General features: G+C 58.2%; 13 protein-coding genes and 1 pseudogene. 8 read left to right on the top strand and 6 right to left on the bottom strand.

The window, feature by feature from the left end:
- Positions 1–126 precede the first annotated feature (126 nt).
- Entirely contained in the window at positions 127–1,437 is a 1,311-nt protein-coding gene (locus tag AC1MEW_RS20210; protein ID WP_201203798.1) for an MFS transporter, read from the bottom strand.
- Positions 1,438–1,606: 169 nt separating this feature from the next.
- Here AC1MEW_RS20210 and AC1MEW_RS20205 point away from each other — a divergent pair, with 169 nt between their 5' ends.
- The 5 genes and pseudogenes from AC1MEW_RS20205 (at position 1,607) to AC1MEW_RS20185 (ending at position 7,216) form a co-directional block, all read left to right on the top strand.
- Positions 1,607–2,719: a sugar diacid recognition domain-containing protein gene (locus AC1MEW_RS20205; RefSeq protein WP_201203797.1), complete on the top strand. Its 1,113-nt coding sequence runs from the start codon at positions 1,607–1,609 to the stop codon at positions 2,717–2,719.
- Between the two features lie 140 nt (positions 2,720–2,859).
- A complete protein-coding gene (locus tag AC1MEW_RS20200; RefSeq protein ID WP_201255407.1) occupies positions 2,860–4,002 on the top strand; it encodes a glycerate kinase in 1,143 nt (380 codons plus the stop codon).
- Between the two features lie 327 nt (positions 4,003–4,329).
- Positions 4,330–5,082: pseudogene (locus AC1MEW_RS20195) on the top strand (MCP four helix bundle domain-containing protein); the annotation flags it as partial.
- A gap of 42 nt (positions 5,083–5,124) precedes the next feature.
- Positions 5,125–5,988 (top strand): methyl-accepting chemotaxis protein, encoded by an 864-nt coding sequence (locus tag AC1MEW_RS20190; RefSeq protein ID WP_416195338.1) that lies wholly within the window; start codon positions 5,125–5,127, stop codon positions 5,986–5,988.
- 40 nt (positions 5,989–6,028) lie between these two features.
- Positions 6,029–7,216 carry a pyridoxal phosphate-dependent aminotransferase gene (locus AC1MEW_RS20185; RefSeq protein WP_201255409.1) on the top strand — a complete coding sequence of 396 codons (1,188 nt, stop codon included), beginning with the start codon at positions 6,029–6,031 and terminating at the stop codon, positions 7,214–7,216.
- 118 nt (positions 7,217–7,334) lie between these two features.
- Here AC1MEW_RS20185 and AC1MEW_RS20180 read toward each other — a convergent pair whose 3' ends face one another.
- The 5 genes from AC1MEW_RS20180 to AC1MEW_RS20160 all read right to left on the bottom strand — a co-directional run bounded on the left by AC1MEW_RS20180 (position 7,335) and on the right by AC1MEW_RS20160 (position 12,699).
- Positions 7,335–8,312, bottom strand: a complete 978-nt coding sequence (locus AC1MEW_RS20180) for an NAD(P)-dependent oxidoreductase (RefSeq protein WP_322268414.1) — start codon at positions 8,310–8,312, stop codon at positions 7,335–7,337.
- Positions 8,313–8,333: 21 nt separating this feature from the next.
- A complete protein-coding gene (locus AC1MEW_RS20175; protein ID WP_201255411.1) occupies positions 8,334–9,632 on the bottom strand; it encodes an MFS transporter in 1,299 nt (432 codons plus the stop codon).
- Between the two features lie 122 nt (positions 9,633–9,754).
- Positions 9,755–10,729: a sugar kinase gene (locus tag AC1MEW_RS20170; protein WP_201255412.1), complete on the bottom strand. Its 975-nt coding sequence runs from the start codon at positions 10,727–10,729 to the stop codon at positions 9,755–9,757.
- A complete protein-coding gene (locus AC1MEW_RS20165; protein ID WP_201203789.1) occupies positions 10,722–11,504 on the bottom strand; it encodes a sugar phosphate isomerase/epimerase family protein in 783 nt (260 codons plus the stop codon). Before AC1MEW_RS20165 ends, AC1MEW_RS20170 begins: the two co-directional genes overlap by 8 nt.
- Positions 11,505–11,673: 169 nt before the next feature.
- Positions 11,674–12,699 (bottom strand): LacI family DNA-binding transcriptional regulator, encoded by a 1,026-nt coding sequence (locus AC1MEW_RS20160; RefSeq protein ID WP_480423327.1) that lies wholly within the window; start codon positions 12,697–12,699, stop codon positions 11,674–11,676.
- 251 nt (positions 12,700–12,950) lie between these two features.
- Here AC1MEW_RS20160 and AC1MEW_RS20155 point away from each other — a divergent pair, with 251 nt between their 5' ends.
- The 3 genes from AC1MEW_RS20155 (at position 12,951) to AC1MEW_RS20145 (ending at position 18,818) form a co-directional block, all read left to right on the top strand.
- The gene (locus tag AC1MEW_RS20155; protein WP_480423325.1) at positions 12,951–13,781 is read left to right on the top strand and encodes a hypothetical protein; all 831 of its coding nucleotides are present in this window, start codon (positions 12,951–12,953) and stop codon (positions 13,779–13,781) included.
- A 128-nt stretch (positions 13,782–13,909) separates the two neighbouring features.
- Entirely contained in the window at positions 13,910–16,057 is a 2,148-nt protein-coding gene (locus AC1MEW_RS20150) for a hypothetical protein (RefSeq protein WP_480423324.1), read from the top strand.
- 226 nt (positions 16,058–16,283) lie between these two features.
- Complete coding sequence (locus AC1MEW_RS20145; RefSeq protein WP_480423321.1) at positions 16,284–18,818, top strand: autotransporter outer membrane beta-barrel domain-containing protein; 2,535 nt, start codon at positions 16,284–16,286, stop codon at positions 18,816–18,818.
- Positions 18,819–18,871: the final 53 nt, after the last annotated feature.

Genomic DNA, 18,871 nt, shown 5'->3' with positions numbered 1-18,871 from the left:
TATCGAACAGCGCGAATCAAATGTGGGAGCGGGCTTGCTCGCGAAGAGGTCATGTCAGTCGACATCTATACTGCCTGACACACCGCATTCGCGAGCAAGCCCGCTCCCACATTGGTCCGCGCAATATCAGGCGCGAAGGGTTCGCGTCATCCGCAACGCCAACACACTCCCGCACACGATCACACCCGCCAACAGATACAACGCCGCATCCGTCGACCCGGTACTGTCCTTGACCCAACCAACAAGGTACGGGCTCAGGAAGCCCGCCATCTGCCCCATCGAGTTGATCAACGCCAAACCACCCGCCGCCGCGCCCGCGCTCAGCAGCGCTGTCGGCACCGGCCAGAACATTGGCAGGCCGGTGAGGGCGCCCATGGTCGCAATGGTCAAGCCGAGAATCGCAATCGCCGGCGTAGTGGCGAAGTTCACCGCGATCAACAAGCCCACTGCGCCCATCAGCATCGGCACCACCAGGTGCCAGCGACGCTCTTTGCGCAGGTCCGCCGAACGACCGACCAGCAACATAAACACTGCCGCCAGCAGGTACGGAATCGCGCTCAACCAGCCGATTACCAGGTTATCGCTGAAACCGAGGTTCTTGATGATCGACGGCAGCCAGAAGTTGATCGCGTAAACGCCGCTCTGGATGCAGAAGTAGATCAGACCGAACGCCCAGATCGCCGGGTTCTTGAACACCGCCGCCAACGAGTCCGTGGTGGTTTTCGGCTTGCTGGCCAAGTCTTCAGCGTGGTCGGCTTCCAGCACGGAACGCTCGTGCGGGGTCAGCCACTTGGCATTAGCGTAACTGTCACTGAGCAGGAAGTAGGCGAGGACGCCGAGGATTACCGTCGGAATGCCTTGCAGCAAAAACATCCACTGCCAGCCCGCCAAACCTGCGTGGCCGGCGCCGAAGTGGTTAAGAATCCAGCCAGAGAACGGGCTGCCAAGCAGGCCGGACACCGGGATCGCCGACATGAATAGCGCCATGATGCGGCCACGGCGGAAGGTCGGGAACCACTGCGAAAGATAGAGCACCACGCCCGGGAAGAACCCGGCTTCGGCCGCGCCGGTGAACAAGCGCAAGGTGTAGAACTCGGTCGGTGTGGTGACGAACAACAGGCAGGTCGACAGCGAGCCCCAGACGATCATCATCAGCGCAATCCAGCGCCGTGGGCCGAACCTGGTCAGCGCCAGGTTGCTCGGCACGCCGCATAGTACGTAGCCAATAAAGAAGATCCCGGCCCCGAGGCCGTACACGGTTTCGCTGAATTTCAGTGCGTCGAGCATCTGCAGTTTGGCAAATCCAACGTTCACCCGGTCGAGGTAGTTGAACAGGTAGCAGATGAAGATGAAGGGGATCAAACGCAGGGTAATGCGTTTGTAGACGGCGTTTTTATCGTCAGCGATGGCCTGGATAGCTGCGGCGCTCTGTGACATGGCGGCTCTCTCTTTATTATGATTTTTTGCGATGCAAAGGGTAACGTTGATCGCCCTGTGAGTCTCGGCCACCCTTCGGGTGATTGTCTTTGTGCCTGAGCACAGGGTTTGCCAACAAGGCCTGTGCGGGTGAACAACCCGTCCCACCACGTTTTCAAGGATTTGCCCAATGTTTGAACTCGATCACGACCTGGCCCAGGACATCGTAGACCGGGCGATGGCCATCCTGCCTTACAACGTCAACGTCATGGACAGTCAGGGGCTGATCCTCGGCAGCGGCGAGCCCGAGCGCATCAACACTCGCCACGAAGGTGCGCAACTGGTGCTGGCCAACGGGCGGGTGGTGGAGATCGACGCACAAACGGCGATTCACCTCAAAGGCGTACAACCGGGCATTAACCTGCCGCTGTTGCTCGATCAACGGCTGATCGGCGTGCTGGGCATTACCGGCGAACCGGAGCAACTACGCACTTACGCCGAACTGGTGCGCATGACCGCTGAAATGCTGGTGGGCCAGCGCAACCAACAGGCCGAGCAGCAATGGCGGCGTCAGCGCTGCGATGATTTGCTCGCGTTGCTGCTGACCGACGCCGGGGATTCGCCGCGCTTGGTCGACGAGGCGCAACAATTGGGGCTCAAGCCACAACTGACGCGGGTGCCGTATCTGTTTGAGTTGGGCATGGAGCACGGGCCGGGGCAGACCGTCGAAGCCCTTAGTGCCTGGTTGATCAGTCGTTACCCGGACAGTTGGTGCGTCAGTTCGGCCAAGTCGTCGCTGCTGTGGTGTCGGCCGGCGAATCAGGTGATTGAGCATGAACGCTTGCTGGAAAAACTCGATGGCCTGGGCTGGAACATTCTGCGTATCGCCGTGGGCGGGCAGGCCGATGGGTTGCCGGGTTTGCGCCGTTGCTATCGTCGGGTCGGGGATTTGTTGGCCTATGGGCGCGATGTGTTGCCGCGTTCACGGTTGTTGACGCTGAACCGTTATCGACTACCCGTGATGCTCTGGCGCCACCGCAACGACGATGCGCTGGACGAATTGCTCAAGCCGTTGCGCAAAGTCATCGCCAAGGACAACAACGGCCAACTGCTGGCGACATTGCGTTGCTGGTGCGACCACGACGGCCAGAGCCAGGCCTGTGCCGATGCGTTGGGCATCCATCGCAACAGTTTGCGTTATCGAATGGAGCGGATTGCCGAGCTGAGTGGGGTTGATCCATTGCGGCTGGATGGGATGTTGGCGCTTTACCTGGGTGTGCAACTGCTTCCGCAAACCGACTGAGAGATGTGGCGACTGGAAGGACGCCATCAATAATGACTTTGTATAAATGAACAATAAACGCCATACCCGCTTGTGCAGCGGACCGGCGTCATCGTTCCGGGCAACTGGCAGCATGGAGGCATTGGAACTGGAGAATTCTCATGAAAATCGTCATCGCCCCCGATTCGTTCAAGGACAGCCTGAGTGCCCAGGGCGTAGCCGATGCCATCGCGCTCGGGTTGGCCGAGGTCTGGCCGGATGCGCAATTGGTCAAATGCCCGATGGCCGACGGCGGGGAAGGGACGGTCGAGTCGATTCTGGCGGCGTGCGCCGGTGAATTGCGTCGCACCAATGTGCGCGGCCCGCTGGGCGCATCGGTCGAAGCGGCTTGGGGTTGGTTGCCACACAACCACACAGCGATCATCGAAATGGCTGAAGCGAGCGGCTTGCAACTGGTGCCACCGGGGCAGCGCGATGCCTGCATTAGCAGCACGTTCGGCACTGGTGAACTGATCCGCGCCGCGCTGGATGCCGGGGCGCAACGGGTGATCCTGGCGATTGGCGGCAGCGCCACCAATGACGGCGGCGCCGGGGCGATGCAAGCCTTGGGCGTGAAGTTGCTCGACGCGCAGGGCCAAATCCTCGCCCCCGGTGGCTTGGCACTGGCACAACTGGCCCGCATCGACTTGAGCGTTATCGATCCACGCCTGAACACAGTGCGCTTCGACATCGCCGCCGACGTCAACAATCCGCTGTGCGGTCCCCACGGCGCCTCGGCGATTTTCGGCCCGCAAAAAGGTGCGTCACCGCAGCAGGTCCAGCAACTGGACCAAGCCCTTGGGCACTTTGCCGATCTGTGCGCACAGGCACTCGATAAAGACGTACGCGACGAGCCGGGCAGCGGCGCGGCGGGTGGTCTGGGGTTTGCGGCCAAGGCGTTTCTCGGTGCGCAGTTTCAGGCTGGTGTAGAAGTGGTCGCCGAACTGGTGGGGCTGGCTGACGCCGTCAACGGTGCGGACCTGGTGATTACCGGCGAAGGCCGATTCGATGCGCAGACCTTGCGCGGCAAGACACCGTTTGGTGTGGCGCGGATTGCACGGCAGCAGGGTGTGCCGGTGATTGTCATTGCTGGAACGCTGGGTGAGGGTTATCAGGCATTGTACGAACACGGCATCGACGCTGCATTTGCATTGGTGAGCGGGCCAATGACACTGGAGCAGGCGTGTACCGAGGCGCCGCGGTTGTTGCGGGAGCGGGCGGCTGATATTGCGCGGGTTTGGCGCATCGCAACCAGGCCAATCTGACTTCGACCCTGTGGCGAGGGGGCTTGCCCCCGTTGGGGCGCGAAGCGGCCCCCTACAATCGCCCTGACATACCGCACCGTATGGTTTTACGACTGTTTCGCAGCCGGACGGGGGCAAGCCCCCTCGCCACAACAGTGGTGTCTTCCATGATGCGAGTGTTTCACCGCTGAAACACTCGTAACCCCTTGAAATATATTTCCACTTGCCCCGAAAAAAACCTCAAGTCCGGCCGATAACCCTCATAGGCGCGCACGAAACCAATTCCAACTGCAGCGCCAAGCTGATCCGGCCGGCCTCCATGCCCGCCCGACAGCTATCACGGCACGGATGCTCGAAGCCTCAATCACCGAGAATCATCCTATGTCCTTGCGTAATCTGAACATCGCGCCTCGAGCTTTCCTGGGTTTCGCCTTCATTGCCTTGCTGGTTATCGTGCTGGGCGTGTTTGCCGTGAATCGTATGTCGCTCATCCGACAGGCGTCCGTGGACATGGAAAGCAATCAGCTTCCCAGCGTCGGTTTTTTGGGCAACATCACTGAAAACGTCCTGCGCCTGCGCATTCTCTCGTTCCGTATTTTGATCAACCGCGATACGGCCTCGTTGCAGGACGCTGATACCCGGATCTCGGTGTTGGTGGACAAGGTCAAGCAGGCGCAGGCAAGTTACGCGGCACTGCCGGCGGGCGGCGAAGAGGCGGCTTTGTACAAGACGTTCGCTGCCACGCTGGACAACTACCTGCAAGCCCAGCGCGAGATGATGGATCTCTCACGCCAGAACAAGGTTGAAGACATGCACACCCTGATCAATACACGGATCAAGGATGGCACCGACCTGATGGGCGAGCAGTTGAATAAACTGATCGCCATCAACAAGGCCGATGCAACGGCTGCCGATGCCGAGGCTCGCGATCAGTACGCCTTTGCCACCAACGGCATCATCGCCGTCTCCGTGGTCGCGGCCCTGATGACTGTGCTGCTGGCCTGGTTGCTGACCCGCAGCATCGTCGAACCGTTGAACCGTGCCGTGCAGGCAGCCGAAACCATTGCTGGCGGCAACTTGACCAAAACCATCGAAATCGATGGCAAGGATGAACCGTCCCGCCTGCTCGGCGCTTTGTCGGTCATGCAAGCCAACCTGCGCAAAACCATCGAGCAGATCGCCGGTTCCGCCACTCAGTTGGGTGCCGCCGCTGAAGAGCTCAGTGCAGTCACCGAAGAAGCCTCGCGCGGCCTGCAACAGCAGAACAACGAAATCGAACAGGCCGCCACTGCAGTCAATGAAATGACCGCCGCCGTCGAAGAAGTGGCACGCAACGCGGTGTCGACCTCCGAAGCCTCGAACCAGTCGACCCAGGCTGCCCGTGAAGGTCGCAACCGCGTGGTGGAAACCGTTGACGCGATCCAGACTATGACCCACGACGTGCAAAACACCTCGGTGATGATCGAAGGCCTGGCGGCTCAGGGTCGCGACATCGGCAAGGTACTGGACGTGATCCGCGCCATCGCCGAGCAAACCAACTTGCTGGCGCTCAACGCCGCAATCGAAGCGGCTCGTGCCGGTGAAGCCGGACGTGGTTTCGCGGTGGTGGCAGACGAAGTTCGGGCGCTGGCCCACCGCACCGCGCAATCGACCCAGGAAATCGAAAAAATGGTCGCCGGCATTCAGAACGGCACCGGTGAAGCAGTCTCCTCGATGCAGCAAAGCAATCAGCGCACCCACAGCACCCTGGAATTGGCCCGCGCCGCCGGGGTTGCGTTGGAGCAGATCACCCAATCGATCCATATGATCAACGAGCGCAACCTGGTCATCGCCAGTGCTTCGGAAGAACAGGCCCAGGTGTCCCGCGAAGTCGATCGCAACCTGGTCAACATTCGTGACCTGGCTATCCAGTCCGCCGCCGGTGCCAACCAGACCAGCACCGCGACGCATGAACTGTCGCGTTTGGCGGTGGATTTGAATGCGATGGTGGCGCGATTTGTAATTTGAGATAGGGTTGTGACTGGAACACGCGCGATAGGAGAAGTACATGCGCTATTCAGCCCTGACCCAACGCATCGCCGGTGACGGAGCGGCGGCCTGGCAGATTCATGATCGAGCGCTGGAGTTGCGCGAGCAGGGCGTTGATGTACTGCTGCTATCGGTGGGCGATCCGGATTTCGATACGCCCAAGCTTATTGTGCAGGCTGCGATCGACAGCCTGCTGGCCGGCGACACTCATTACTCCGACGTACGCGGCACCCGGGCGCTGCGTAACAGCATCGCCAGCCGGCATCGGAGACGCAGCGGTCAGGCGGTGGATGCCGGGCATGTGATCGTGTTGCCGGGTGCGCAATGCGCGGTGTATTCGGTAGCGCAATGCCTGCTCGATCCGGGCGATGAAGTGATCGTCGCCGAACCGATGTATGTCACTTACGAAGGTGTTTTCGGGGCCTGCGGGGCAAAAGTGGTTCCGGTGGCGGTGCGTCCGGAGAATGGTTTTCGGGTGGATCCGGCCGATGTCGCGGCGCTGATCACCCCCAAAACCCGGGTGATTCTGCTCAACAGCCCAAACAATCCGTCTGGTGCCAGCCTTCCATTGTTGATCTGGCAGGAACTGGCGGTGCTCTGCGTTCGTCACGACTTGTGGCTGATCAGCGATGAGGTCTATAGCGACTTGCTGTACGAAGGTGAGCACATCAGCCCGGCCAGTTTGCCCGGCATGGCCGAGCGCACCGCGACCATTAATAGCCTGTCAAAATCCCACGCCATGAGCGGTTGGCGGGTCGGTTGGGTGATCGGTCCAAAACCCTTGGCCGAACACTTGGTGCACCTGTCGTTGTGCATGCTGTTTGGGATTCCGGATTTTGTGCAGAACGCTGCGCAAGTTGCACTGGACGGGGACTTGCCGGAAGTGGCGCAAATGCGTGAAGAATATCGCCAGCGCCGGGACCTGGTGTGCGCACGATTGAGCACGTGCCCTGGCATCCGGCCGATCAAGCCTGATGGCGGGATGTTCGTGATGGTCGATGTACGCCAGACCGGGCTGTGTGCCCAAGGGTTTGCCGAGCGGTTGCTGGAAGGGTATGGGGTGTCGGTGCTGGCGGGCGAGGCGTTCGGGCCGAGTGCGGCAGGGCATATTCGACTTGGGTTGGTGGTGGATCAGGTGAAACTGGCGGATGCGTGTCGGCGGATTGCGCTGTGTGCGGCGGATCTGCTTGAGGCTCGGCGGGCCTGACGGAAATGTGGTGGGTTTGAGGGCCTCTTCGCGGGCAAGCCTCGCTCCTACAAGGATACGCATCCCCCTGTAGGAGCGAGGCTTGCCCGCGAAGGCGCCCTGACAGGCACCAAATTTCTTAAGCCTTCCACGCCTCGGCATTCACCAGATTCACCGGCCGCTCACCCGCCAACGCCATCAGCAGATTGTCCACCGCACACTTGGCCATCGCTTCCCGCGTTTCATGGGTCGCCGAACCAATGTGCGGCGTCGCCACCACGTTGTTCAACTGCATCAACGGCGAATCCTGGTTCAGCGGCTCTCGCTCAAACACATCCAGCCCGGCCGCGCGAATTTTCCCGTCCTGCAACGCCTGGATCAGCGCTGCTTCGTCCACCACTTTGCCCCGTGAAATATTGATAAAGATCGTTTCAGGGCCCATCAAGGCGAACTGTTCGGCGCCAATCAACCCTTCGGTTTCAGCGGTCAGCGGCAAGGTCAGGCAGACAAAATCCGCTTGCTGCAACAGCTCCGGCAGGGTGCGGTATTGCGCATTGAAGCGCTGTTCGACAGCCGGTTTCGGCGAGTGGCTGTGATAAATCACCGGCATGCCAAACCCGAAATGCCCACGCTGGGCCAGCGCTTCACCGATGCGGCCCATGCCGATGATGCCCAGCGTCTTGCCGTGCACATCGGTGCCAAACTGCGCTGGGCCGATGTTGCGGCTCCACTGGCCGGCGCGAACCAGGTTGGCCAGTTCTACTACGCGTCGGGCGGTGGCCAGGATCAGCGCGAAACCGGTGTCGGCCGTGGTTTCGGTCAGCACGTCGGGAGTGTTGCTGAGCAGGACCCGTCGTTCGGTCAGGTAATTGATGTCGTAGTTGTCGACGCCCACCGAGACGCTGGCAATCGCTTCCAGATTCGGTGCGAGGTCGAGCAATGCAGCGTCCAGTTTCAGACTCGCACCCAGCAAGCCCTGAGCCTGGGGCAGGGCCGCGCGCAACTTGGCGAGGCCCTCGGCATCCAGGCTTTCGATCAGGGTCACGTCGGTCTGCTCATGCAAGCGAGCCATCAGCAGCGGCGAGAGTTTCTTGTACAGCACAACCTGCTTTTTCATCGTCATCGTCTCAACTTCAATTCAAGGGTGAGCAGCCATCGGCCGTTTCACAACAGCCTTGGCCACGACCCGGTCACTGGCGCCGGGCTTGAGGAAAATCGTCAGCACCACCGAGAGCATCAACGCGCCGCTCATCAACAGATACGACGCGCCGGGCGAACCGGTGGTGCTGTTCAAATAGCCGACCAGATAAGAACCGCCAAACGAGCCAAGTGCGCCCATGCTATTGATCAGCGCCATGGCGCCACCGGCAACGTTGGCCGGCAGGATCTCCGGGACGATCGCAAAAAACGGCCCGTAAGGTGCGTACATGCAGGCGCCGGCGATCACCAGCAAGGTGTAGGACCACCAGAAGTGTTCAGCGCCCAACGCGTAAGAGCCGTAGAACGCAATCGAGGCGATGAGCAGCGGCGGCCACACAAAGCGTTTGCGCTTCTGCAATTTATCCGAGCCCCAGGACACCGCAAGCATGCCGATCACCGCTGCCAGGTACGGCAGCGCCGAGAGCCAGCCGGCTTCGACCATGTCCATCTGCAAACCAGCCTTGAGGATCGACGGCAGCCACAGCACAAAACCGTAGACGCCAATGCTCCAGCAGAAAAACTGCAAGGCCAGCACGATCACTTTCGGCGAGCGGAAGGCTTCGGCGTAGTTCTTCACGGCTTTGATGCCAACCTGTTCGGCGGCCAAGGCGCTTTCCAGGTCTTGTTTTTCCTGGTCGCTGAGCCACTTGGCCTGGGCTGGACGCTCATCGGCCAGACGCCACCAGATAAACGCCCAGATCACCGCCGGCAGACCCTCGACGATGAACATCCAGCGCCAACTGAAATGCTGCACCAGATAGCCCGACACCACCGACATCCAGAGCATGGTCACCGGGTTGCCGAGGATCAGAAAGGTGTTGGCCCGGGAGCGTTCGGCACGGGTGAACCAGTGGCACAAGTACACCAGCATCGCCGGCATTACCGCCGCTTCGACCACGCCGAGCATGAAGCGAATGACGATCAGCCAATAGGCGTTGGAGACGATCCCGGTCAGGGTGGCCAGGCCGCCCCAGAGGATCAGGCTGACGAAAATCAGCTTCTTGACGCTGTGCTTCTGGGCATAGATCGCGCCGGGCACCTGGAAGAAAAAATAGCCGAGGAAGAACAGCGCACCGAGCATCGATGACAGACCCGGTGTGATCATCAGGTCGGCGGCCATCCCGGAGGCGGCGGCGAACCCGTAGTTCGCGCGGTCGAGGTACGCCAGGCTGTAGGTGATGAATACGATGGGCATGATGTACCACCAGCGGCGGGCGGCGAGTGTTGCAGTTTTCATGATGGTGCTCCTGAGCTTGTTGTTTTTGTCGCAGCAGGTAACGGTTTAAATCTTCAGTGGTTGGGCGGGCCTCTTCGCGAGCAAGTCGAATCGTCGCACCGTTCGCTCCTACAGGAGATGTGCTAACCCTGTAGTAGCGAAGCTTGCTCGCGAATGGCGTCCTGAAACTCGGCGGGTAACTCACGGCGGGTCGGCAATCCCTCCATATCCCCCCGACTCTGCACTGCACGACTGCCAATCCAGTTGGCGCGCTTCACGGCGTCGGCAAAACTGTGGTTTTCCAGCAGAGCGCTGATCATCCCTACGGCAAAGCCATCGCCAGCCCCGACAGTATCGACAACCGTTTGCACCGGTACGCCAGCCACAAAACCCTGATCCAGATGTGTGCGGTAATAAGCGCCGTGCGGCCCGAGTTTGATCGCCACGGCTTCGGCACCTTGGTCGAGGTAAAACGCCGCAATGTCCGCCGGGTCTTCAAACCCGGTCAGCAAACGACCCTCGCTCAAACCCGGCAGCACCCAATGGGCGAGGGCGGCGAGGCGGTTGATCTCGGTAATCATCTGTTGCTCGCTGGCCCACAGGCTCGGGCGCAGGTTCGGGTCGAAAGACACGCTGCGACCGGCCGCGCGCATGCGGGTCATTAATTCGAAGGACATTTCCCGAGCGCTGGCCGACAGTGCCGGCGGAATGCCGGTGGCGTGCAAGTGCCGGGCGTTGAGCAGTTGCGTGGTAATCGACTGCACCGACAAATGGCTGGCTGCCGAACCACGGCGGAAATATTCGACCACCGGGTCGCTGCCATCATCGGTACGCGACTTGAGCTGAAACCCGGTGGGGTGCGCCGGGTCGATAGCGACATGGCGGCAATCCAGGCCTTCTTTCTCCAGCGTATCGATCACAAAGCGACCCAGGGAATCAGCGCCGACCCGGCTCAGCCAGGTAACGTTGAACCCCAGTCGCGACAAGCCGATGGCGACGTTGCTGTCGGCCCCGGCAATGCGTTTATGAAAATGGCCAACCTCGGCCAGGTCGCCGTTCTGCTCGGCGACGAACATCGCCATGGTTTCGCCGAACGACAGAATATCGATCTCAGACATGCGTGCTCTCCAACCGTGATTGACCGAGGCGGGCGAGGGTGGCGACATGCTCGGTGGTCAGTTGCACCAGGTCATCGCCTTGCAGCGGATATTCCGCCGCCCGCATTACGCCTTGGGCCATATGCCGCAGCAGTTGTTCCCATAAATGCAGGTCGGCGGCGCCGGGCGGTATCGCCACCAATTTACCGTCGGCCCGGCGGACCACCGCTTTGCAATGCACGTAACCGACATGCCGACCGAGCAACCGCGCGGCGCTGGCGGCGGACTGGTCCTGCCATTGCCAGTTGCCGATGTCGAAGGTCATTTTGATCGGCAGGTTGTGCTGCTCGACTTCATTGAAGAAACGCTGGAACGGTTCGATGCGCCCGCCGTGCAAGGTCTGGTCGTTTTCGACCAGCAGTTGCACCGGGCTCTGGCTCAGCTGCCGCGCCAACGCCTGGAGATCGTTGTTGTCGGTGAAGTAGCCGAGGGAGACTTTCAGCCATTTGGCGCCGAATGTTTGGGCCCGTTGCAGGGTTATGGCCAGCTCGGGATTGGGTTTCGATTGACCGGCGAGCCACAGCTCAATGGGCGAGGAGTAGACGCTTTCCAGGCCTTGGGCCTGGGTGGCGTCGGCCAGTTGCGTCGGGTCTTCAACCGTCAACAACTCTTCGCGCCATTCGATGCGCGTGGCGCCGGCGGCGGCCAATACGTCGACAAAACTGCCTTGACCGAGTTGACGGACCAGGTCGGCGCCGTAGCTCGACAGGCTGATGGAAACGGGTGGTTTATTCATTGTTATCTACCTCTGAAACCGGTTTCATTTCTGTTCAAAAAAAGGGATTGCCTTCAAGCGGGCGGCGTTTTCAAGGACGCCTTCGCGAGCAAGCCCGCTCCCACAAGGGATTTGTGTACGCCGCCGATCCAATGTGGGAGCGGGCTTGCTCGCGAAGAGGCCGGAACATTCACTGAAAATCCCCACGCGTGGACCCACGTACCACCAACCGCGCCGCAAAATCCACCGTCCGCACCGGCCCGATATCCCCGCGCAACCGTTTGAGCAAACACTCAAACGCACTCGCACCAATCTCCGCCGTCGGCTGGGCGAGGGCGGTAATCCCGCTGCCTACCAACGGATACCAATCCAGATCATCGAGGGCGATCAGCCCGACATCCTCGAACAACTTGCAGTCCAATTCACGCAACGCATGGGTACTGGCCAGCGCCGCAATCCCGTTGGCACAGAACAGCGCTTTCGGCCCCGGGCCGGGTGCATCGAGGAAGGTTTTCAAATGTGAGTTCAGGTCGCTGCCGGTTTCGACCACAGCCCCTTGTAGCGCAGGGCGTTGCTGAATCTGCGCCTTGAAACTGCTCACCCGCTCGATCCGCGAACTGGTCCCGTCAAACGGTTCAGTCACCAGCAACACATCGCGGTAACCGCGCTCTTCAAGGTGGGCGAGGGCCAGTTCAACGGCGGCCGGGTTATCCAGACCGACCAAATCACTCTCGAGCTGCTCAACCTTGCGGTCTACCAATACCAGCGGCATTTCCCGATGCAGTTCGCGCAGTTCATCGCGGTGATGACCCAAGGTGTTCACGATCAAGCCTTCGATGTTGTACGAGCGCAGCAACGCCAAGTGCTGACGTTCCTGCTCGTCATCGCGATCGGTGTTGCACACCACCAAGCTGTAGCCGTGCTGGCGGCAAGCGGTTTCCACGCCATGCATCACGGCAATCGAATAAGGGTTACGGATATCGGCCACCAGCATGCCAATCAGGCGAGTTCGCCCGCGTTTAAGGCCACGGGCCATTTGGTTGGGGCGATAGCCCAACTCGCTGATGGCTTGCTCGATGCGCAAGGCAGTGGCATCGGAGAGCAGCGCGCGGTCGTCGCCGATAAAGCGCGACACGCTGGCCTTGGACACGCCCGCGTGTTCGGCGACATCGAGCATGGTGACGCGGCTGCGCTGGGCGGCGGAGAAATCGTTCACGGGAGGACGACCTTATTGTTGGAATATTCATAGGGCTCCAGCTGCACTGAAACCGGTTTCAGGAAACCTTAAAAAGCCCCCCTTCGTCAAGGCTGCCATTGCTATCGAATGACGCTGCGTATCACCAAATCCGACAAACGGTCTAATAACCTGTCAGATGTGACAGTAGTCGATGGAAAGATTGTGGCGCTTAATCAATCCGCGTCAGTAAAACTATTGCAGTAAAAAGTCGTGTTCGAGGAAGACTCCTTATGTCGAGTACTAAAAAACCAACCACTGATAAAAGTACCCCGGTGTCAGCTTCCTCGGGAACAAGCGGCGGTGTTCTGTCTTATGACGCGCCCGATGTTGTTGAAGTTGACGCGGATGGTGTGTTGCTCCCCATAGCAATCAGAAACGGTTTAACGGTAGTCATTCCTTTATGGCCAAACCATGCCCGTGATAACACCAGGACGGATGAGCTGCGTATTTATCTAGATGATGTGCTTGTATTCAGTCAGGGATACCCAGGCCCCATAACTCAGCCGGAATTCAGAATACTCATCGAGCCACGCTTTTTGACTGGCGACAGTGTTGAACTCTCGTACGAAACGATAACAGAAGGCAATCTGGCCTTTTCCTTGAAAAAGCCATTAATTATTCGCCTGCTGCAGTTGTCAGAACCCACTTTTACCAGTGCATCATTGTTCGGCTATTTGAACTGTAAGTCGGAGCCCAGGATCTGGGATGCAGTCCCGGTGAAAATCCCTGTGCCTACAAGGGTCACTTGGCGTGCCGGTGACGAATGCCGCGTGACGTGGCAGGGATATGCCTCCCTTAATCTCTCGGGACCGATAATAGTCGATGGTACATTTAGTAGGATATTGACGGCTGGCGAAGTATCCCAAGGCATGGAGTTTAATATAACGCCATTTAATCGCTATATAGAGCCACTGGAGGAGAATGCCTCGGCGTCGGCGACGTATAGATTGTATCGATCAGGCGTCGTTATCGCGGGATCAGCGGTGGCGCATGTAAAGGTCGATAGAAAAGAATCTGGAAAGCCAGGCTTCTGCACTTCCGAAGCAGACCTGAAGACTTAGTGCCTGTCACCTGAAGGAAGTTAGTTTGTAGGCGTGGCGCCGGGCCAATCCGAGCATTACGGGGCAGTGCACTCTTTCAAACTGATAGTAGTAACGATGCATCACTGTTTAATAATGGAGATTATGCAATGACCATTGACATGAACTTGAATGCTGCACAACAAATTTCCGAAGATTCGCGCAAAGCGTTAAGACTGAAACGACTGTCTGAAGGTTCGTTGGCTGATTCACCTGCGCCTAATATCGTTGGTGTTGCCGAAGGTGCACTGTGTCCGGTCGGCATTTTAAAAAGCATGACGGCGCAAAATGGAACCACTACTGCGGCACGTCAGCCGGACTTGCCGATTACCGTTACTGTTCATGATTGGGAATTTCCGGATCCCAGAGATGAAATTGTCATCGAAGGTTATGCATTTCAAGCCGGTGTAGATGATCCGTTGCGGCCTGAACTATGGAGTTGGGTTGAGTGGTATCGTCAACCCGCGCCCCCCTTACCTCGCCCATCTCAATGGAATGTAACGTTGCCTGCCGGGCTTCTGACAGATCTTCCCGCCGCAGGCAGTGCTTCTCCAACCCAATGGAAAGTGCAAAGTTCCGGCTCATTGGACGGTAACCCGCAGTACTCCCTTATTACGACAATCTTCGTCGATACCTATGCGCCTTTTCACAACAAAGGCACTGCAGCGCCGTTGCGACCAACACGCCTGGATTTTCCACTGCCGCCACGCGGTGAAATTAACAGCGCTTACCTTGCTTCCATCGCCACGACGGGCATGGAGTTCACGTTGCCGGTGGGTGATGCCAACTGGGATTTCAAACCGACGGACAAGGCTTTCATATACCTGAGTTCCACTCTGCGACCCACACGACAACTGATGCCGACGCTGACGGTGAACCCTGTACCCGCAGATGGACGCGTCTCCATCCCTGTCGCCGAAGTCGCCAAACTGGACAATGGCACTGTCTGGTTAATCATGGCGTATGAAGACGTCGCAGGTAACCGCAGCCTAGATATGCTGGCGCAAAGTCGCACGGTGGGCTTCGTCCCGCTTCCTGTACTGGCACCGCCCGTCATTGATGTCGCCAACACCCCCGGAGACAATCTGATTGACCTGGCCGATGTGCGGTTCTATTTGCCCGGCGACCTCCCCATCAAAGTTCGCCGGCCACTGAACACTCAGGACACGGATCGCGCCTCCGTGCATTTCGAAGGTTTTGACTCTCTTGATCTGACGCCAGCCAGTCAGGAATTTGGAACAAATACTGAGCTGACATTCACCATTGCCTGGACGGAGCTGAAGCTGATCTATTTCACTTTGACGGGTAGTGATCCGGATGCCCGTGAAGTCAATGCGCCTGTTTTTTGGACCTTGACTCGCGGCACAGTCCCGACAGACTCCCCGAAGGCAACGCCCGATCTGGACTTTTCATACCCGGGTGAAGAAAACGACGATGAGCCCGATCTGATCAATCGCAAGCTCGCACTGGTTGAGGTCCGCGGTGCCGTAAGTCCTCTCAATATCCTGAATCCGGAAGACCTTCTGACAGATCCGAATGTCACCATTTCACTGCCAGCATCGCCAAATGAACTGGGCAACAATGTGGTGTGTACCTGGTACTACGATGGTCGGCCTGTAGCCGAGTTTTCACCTGCCGGGATCACCCAATACACAGGGAAGCTTCCAGTCCTGAGGGTGATTGAAGGCGGGCCCGGGCCCAAGTTGACCTACTGGGGTTTTTCCTACATCGGTGGCGTAAACCCGCAACGAAGTCTCGATCAAACGGTCACCGTGACGACGGTCAAGAAAGCGGTACCGCCGCCGGTAGTTCAACGACTGTTTGAGGGCAACACCATTAATTGCCCTACATTGGGCTTTATCCGGGGTGTTATTCCGCCTCTTCCCGCAGCAGATTTCAGAGTCGCCGCCGACCCTGTGCTGGCTGGTTTGCAAAGCATCACCATGCATTGGACCGGAACCACGGATGCAGCAGGGCTAAATCCTATTACGGGCACGGACCAGGATATTTCCGTAACCGTTACCGGTACTGAAGCGACGAGCGGCTTCGGCGGGGCTGTCGGTGAATACCTCACCAAGATCAAACCGATTCAAACGCGCCCCCCTGTTCCTCCAGCACCTGCACCTGCCCCCACCTACGGTGCTCTCTGGTATACGGCAGTCTGGACTGATGGGTCCCGAACTGACTCGGATCGCGCGGTCTATCGAATTTCGCTAGTCAACGGTAATCGTGAGTATTGCGATGAAGTAAGGCCGTAATCGCTTATACCCAAGCCAAAGAGGTACACCAACACCTCTTTGGCTCGGCGAGGTAATCGGTAAAATTTGTGACTTGATCTGTGGGATTATTCACCGTGCAGTAAGCGATTATTCCTACATCTAGTCGAGCAAATAATCTGTAGTCTTGCCGGCGTTTTAGGGCGGACTGTTCTTATTGAATAGAGGTTCAGACCGTAAATGTGACTTCTCTTCGAGCGATTACTTTATGCCTTCTCGCATGATGTTTCTTACAGATATATCTACTCCCAGTGTCAGTAAAATTTCCGTACTGGCGCTATCTCTTCTTTTTACCTCTTATACCCAGGCACGCCCGATCAATACGGATGAGACAATCAATACGGGCGCTACACCTGAAGACTTCATTATTGGCAGCGGCGCCACATTGACTGTCAACAATGCGACGACGTTAAATGTTACTGCCAATGCCTCGCAACTAGTAGTCAATACCGGCACTTTGCAGGACATTAGCGCCAACAACAAATCTACCGTCACACTGAACAACGCGACTGTGGTCGCTCGTGCCGGTCGAGCAGGGGTCACTATCACCAATTCCAATGCAACCATTACCGACAGCACCATTACCAGCGATGTCACGGGGCTGCAGGTCGCGCGTGTTGTCAACGCGCCGCTGCCTACCGTCGTTGACTTGATCGGCAGTTCTGTAACGGGCGGCGCAACAGGCGCTGTGGTCAGTGCAACAACGGTTTTGAACCTGCGCAATTCGAATCTGACCGCATCGAGCTCGACCGGTATGGGGCTGCGACTGACGGGGGGCGATGTTTTTGCAGTGGGCGGTAGCATTGTCGGTGGGCAAAATGGTGTGCAATTGGGGGGTGACAACTTTACTGAGAGCAACAACCAACTCGTGCTTGACGGTACCCGTGTCGAAGGGGTGAACGGTGCGGCCATTTCCGTGGCCCCCACCGGGCGTTCAGTGGTGACCGAGGTCCAAGTACTCAATGGCGCTGACCTGATCAGTGGCAACGGTAATCTTTTGGAGGTCGGCAACGCAGGCAAAGTGAACCTGACGGTCGATAACAGCGCATTGACGGGCAATGTACAAGTTGACATCGGAGCTACTACAAACGTGGTGTTGCAGAACAACAGCTCGCTGACCGGCAACCTGCAAAATATATCGAGCCTGCTGTTGAACAATAAAAGTTCGCTGACGGGGGATGTCGTATCCCCGACAGGAAGTGCGACCACTGTCAGCCTGGATAATCGTTCTACATTGACGGGTAACCTGCAGAATGTAGCGAGCGCCTCCCTGGATCACCTGAGCGTTCTCAAAGGCGATATCGTGAATGAGGCAGCCACCCCGTCCTCGGTGTTGCTCGACGGTGGTTCGACGCTGGAAGGGCAAATCGTCAATTCATCCCGGGTTGCCATTAATAACCAGGCCCAGTGGAATATGACGGGTAGCAACCAGGTGAATTCGCTGGCGCTGAACGGCGGTACCGTGCGTTTTGCCGACAACCCGGCTTTTTCAAAACTGGACGTGGCCAATTTGTCCGGCAGTGGCGTATTTGCGATGCGAGCTGATCTGGTGACCGGCACCGCCGACTTCTTGAATGTGACCGGTACAGCCTCGGGCAATCATCAGTTGCAAGTCACCACCACCGCCACTGGCAATGAGCCCACCGTTGAAACACCCGTTCAAGTCGGTCATATCGCTGCCGGTGACGCCGCTTTTTCTTTGTCCAACGGTCCTATCGATGCTGGCGCCTTTACCTATAAATTGTTGAAGGAAGGTGAGGGCTTGTTCCTGACGCCGGACAAAGAAACAGTCAGTACAGGCACCAATGCGGTACTGGCCATCGCCGGTACAGCTCAAACGGTGGCTTACGGTGAGCTGAGCACCCTCAATAGCCGTCTCGGAGATCGGCGTTTAAGCGGTACTGAACCCAGTGTCAGTGCTCGTTCGGCCGGTCAAGACCAGACCGGGGTGTGGATGCGCACCTATGGCAATAGATACAACGTGGCCAACGCCTATGGTGACGGTTACTCTCAGACTCAACAGGGCGTTTCGGTCGGGGCCGACGCGCCACTGCCCTTCGGTGACGGTCAGTGGCTGCTGGGTGGTTTCGGCGGATACAGCAAGACAGACCTGGATTTGAAGCGAGGCAGCAGCGCCACCATTGATAGCTACTATCTGGGGGGTTACCTGACTTGGTATGACGCGGCAACCGGTTACTACGTAGACACCGTGGCCAAGGTTAACCAGTTCGATAACAGCGCGAATGTGACCATGAGTGACGGGACACGAACCAAGGGTGACTACAAAAACCTGGGGCTGAGTGGGTCGGTTGAAGTCGGTAAACACATCGAACTCAGCAACAGCTTCTTCGTGGAGCCTTTTACCCAGGTGGCTGCGGCTGTGTTTCAGGGCAAGGATTACACCCTGGATAACGGCCTGAGCGTCAGTAACGACAATACCCGTTCGTTACTGGGCAAGGTGGGCGCTACGGTAGGGCGCGAGATCGCCCTGGACAACGGAGGCAAATTGCAACCACGGGTCAAAGCTGCAGTCTCCCATGAGTTTGTGAAAAATAACGTCGTCAGTGTCAACGACAATAATTTCAATAACGATCTTGCTACAACCAGCCTCGAACTGGGGGCGGGCATCAACTGGACGCCGGCTCGGAAAAGCTGGCAGGTGTACGCGGAAGTGGGCAGTAGCAAAGGCAAGACCATTAGCCAGGACTGGAGCGCAAGTGCGGGGCTGAGTTACAGCTTTTAAAAGTCATATTCGAAAAAAGGAAGCTGCGGCTTCCTTTTTTTTTGCGCTTCAGA

It is taken from the genome of Pseudomonas sp. ASL4 (assembly GCF_056680395.1).
This window is presented reverse-complemented; position numbering and strand designations above follow the sequence as displayed.

What these genes read in the sequence shown, in the direction of transcription:
- AC1MEW_RS20210 (WP_201203798.1), bottom strand. Translation starts at nt 1,437, where the DNA reads ATGTCACAGAGCGCCGCAGCTATCCAGGCCATCGCTGACGATAAAAAC.
- AC1MEW_RS20205 (WP_201203797.1), top strand. Translation starts at nt 1,607, where the DNA reads ATGTTTGAACTCGATCACGACCTGGCCCAGGACATCGTAGACCGGGCG.
- AC1MEW_RS20200 (WP_201255407.1), top strand. Translation starts at nt 2,860, where the DNA reads ATGAAAATCGTCATCGCCCCCGATTCGTTCAAGGACAGCCTGAGTGCC.
- AC1MEW_RS20190 (WP_416195338.1), top strand. Translation starts at nt 5,125, where the DNA reads ATGCAAGCCAACCTGCGCAAAACCATCGAGCAGATCGCCGGTTCCGCC.
- AC1MEW_RS20185 (WP_201255409.1), top strand. Translation starts at nt 6,029, where the DNA reads ATGCGCTATTCAGCCCTGACCCAACGCATCGCCGGTGACGGAGCGGCG.
- AC1MEW_RS20180 (WP_322268414.1), bottom strand. Translation starts at nt 8,312, where the DNA reads ATGAAAAAGCAGGTTGTGCTGTACAAGAAACTCTCGCCGCTGCTGATG.
- AC1MEW_RS20175 (WP_201255411.1), bottom strand. Translation starts at nt 9,632, where the DNA reads ATGAAAACTGCAACACTCGCCGCCCGCCGCTGGTGGTACATCATGCCC.
- AC1MEW_RS20170 (WP_201255412.1), bottom strand. Translation starts at nt 10,729, where the DNA reads ATGTCTGAGATCGATATTCTGTCGTTCGGCGAAACCATGGCGATGTTC.
- AC1MEW_RS20165 (WP_201203789.1), bottom strand. Translation starts at nt 11,504, where the DNA reads ATGAATAAACCACCCGTTTCCATCAGCCTGTCGAGCTACGGCGCCGAC.
- AC1MEW_RS20155 (WP_480423325.1), top strand. Translation starts at nt 12,951, where the DNA reads ATGTCGAGTACTAAAAAACCAACCACTGATAAAAGTACCCCGGTGTCA.
- AC1MEW_RS20150 (WP_480423324.1), top strand. Translation starts at nt 13,910, where the DNA reads ATGACCATTGACATGAACTTGAATGCTGCACAACAAATTTCCGAAGAT.
- AC1MEW_RS20145 (WP_480423321.1), top strand. Translation starts at nt 16,284, where the DNA reads ATGCCTTCTCGCATGATGTTTCTTACAGATATATCTACTCCCAGTGTC.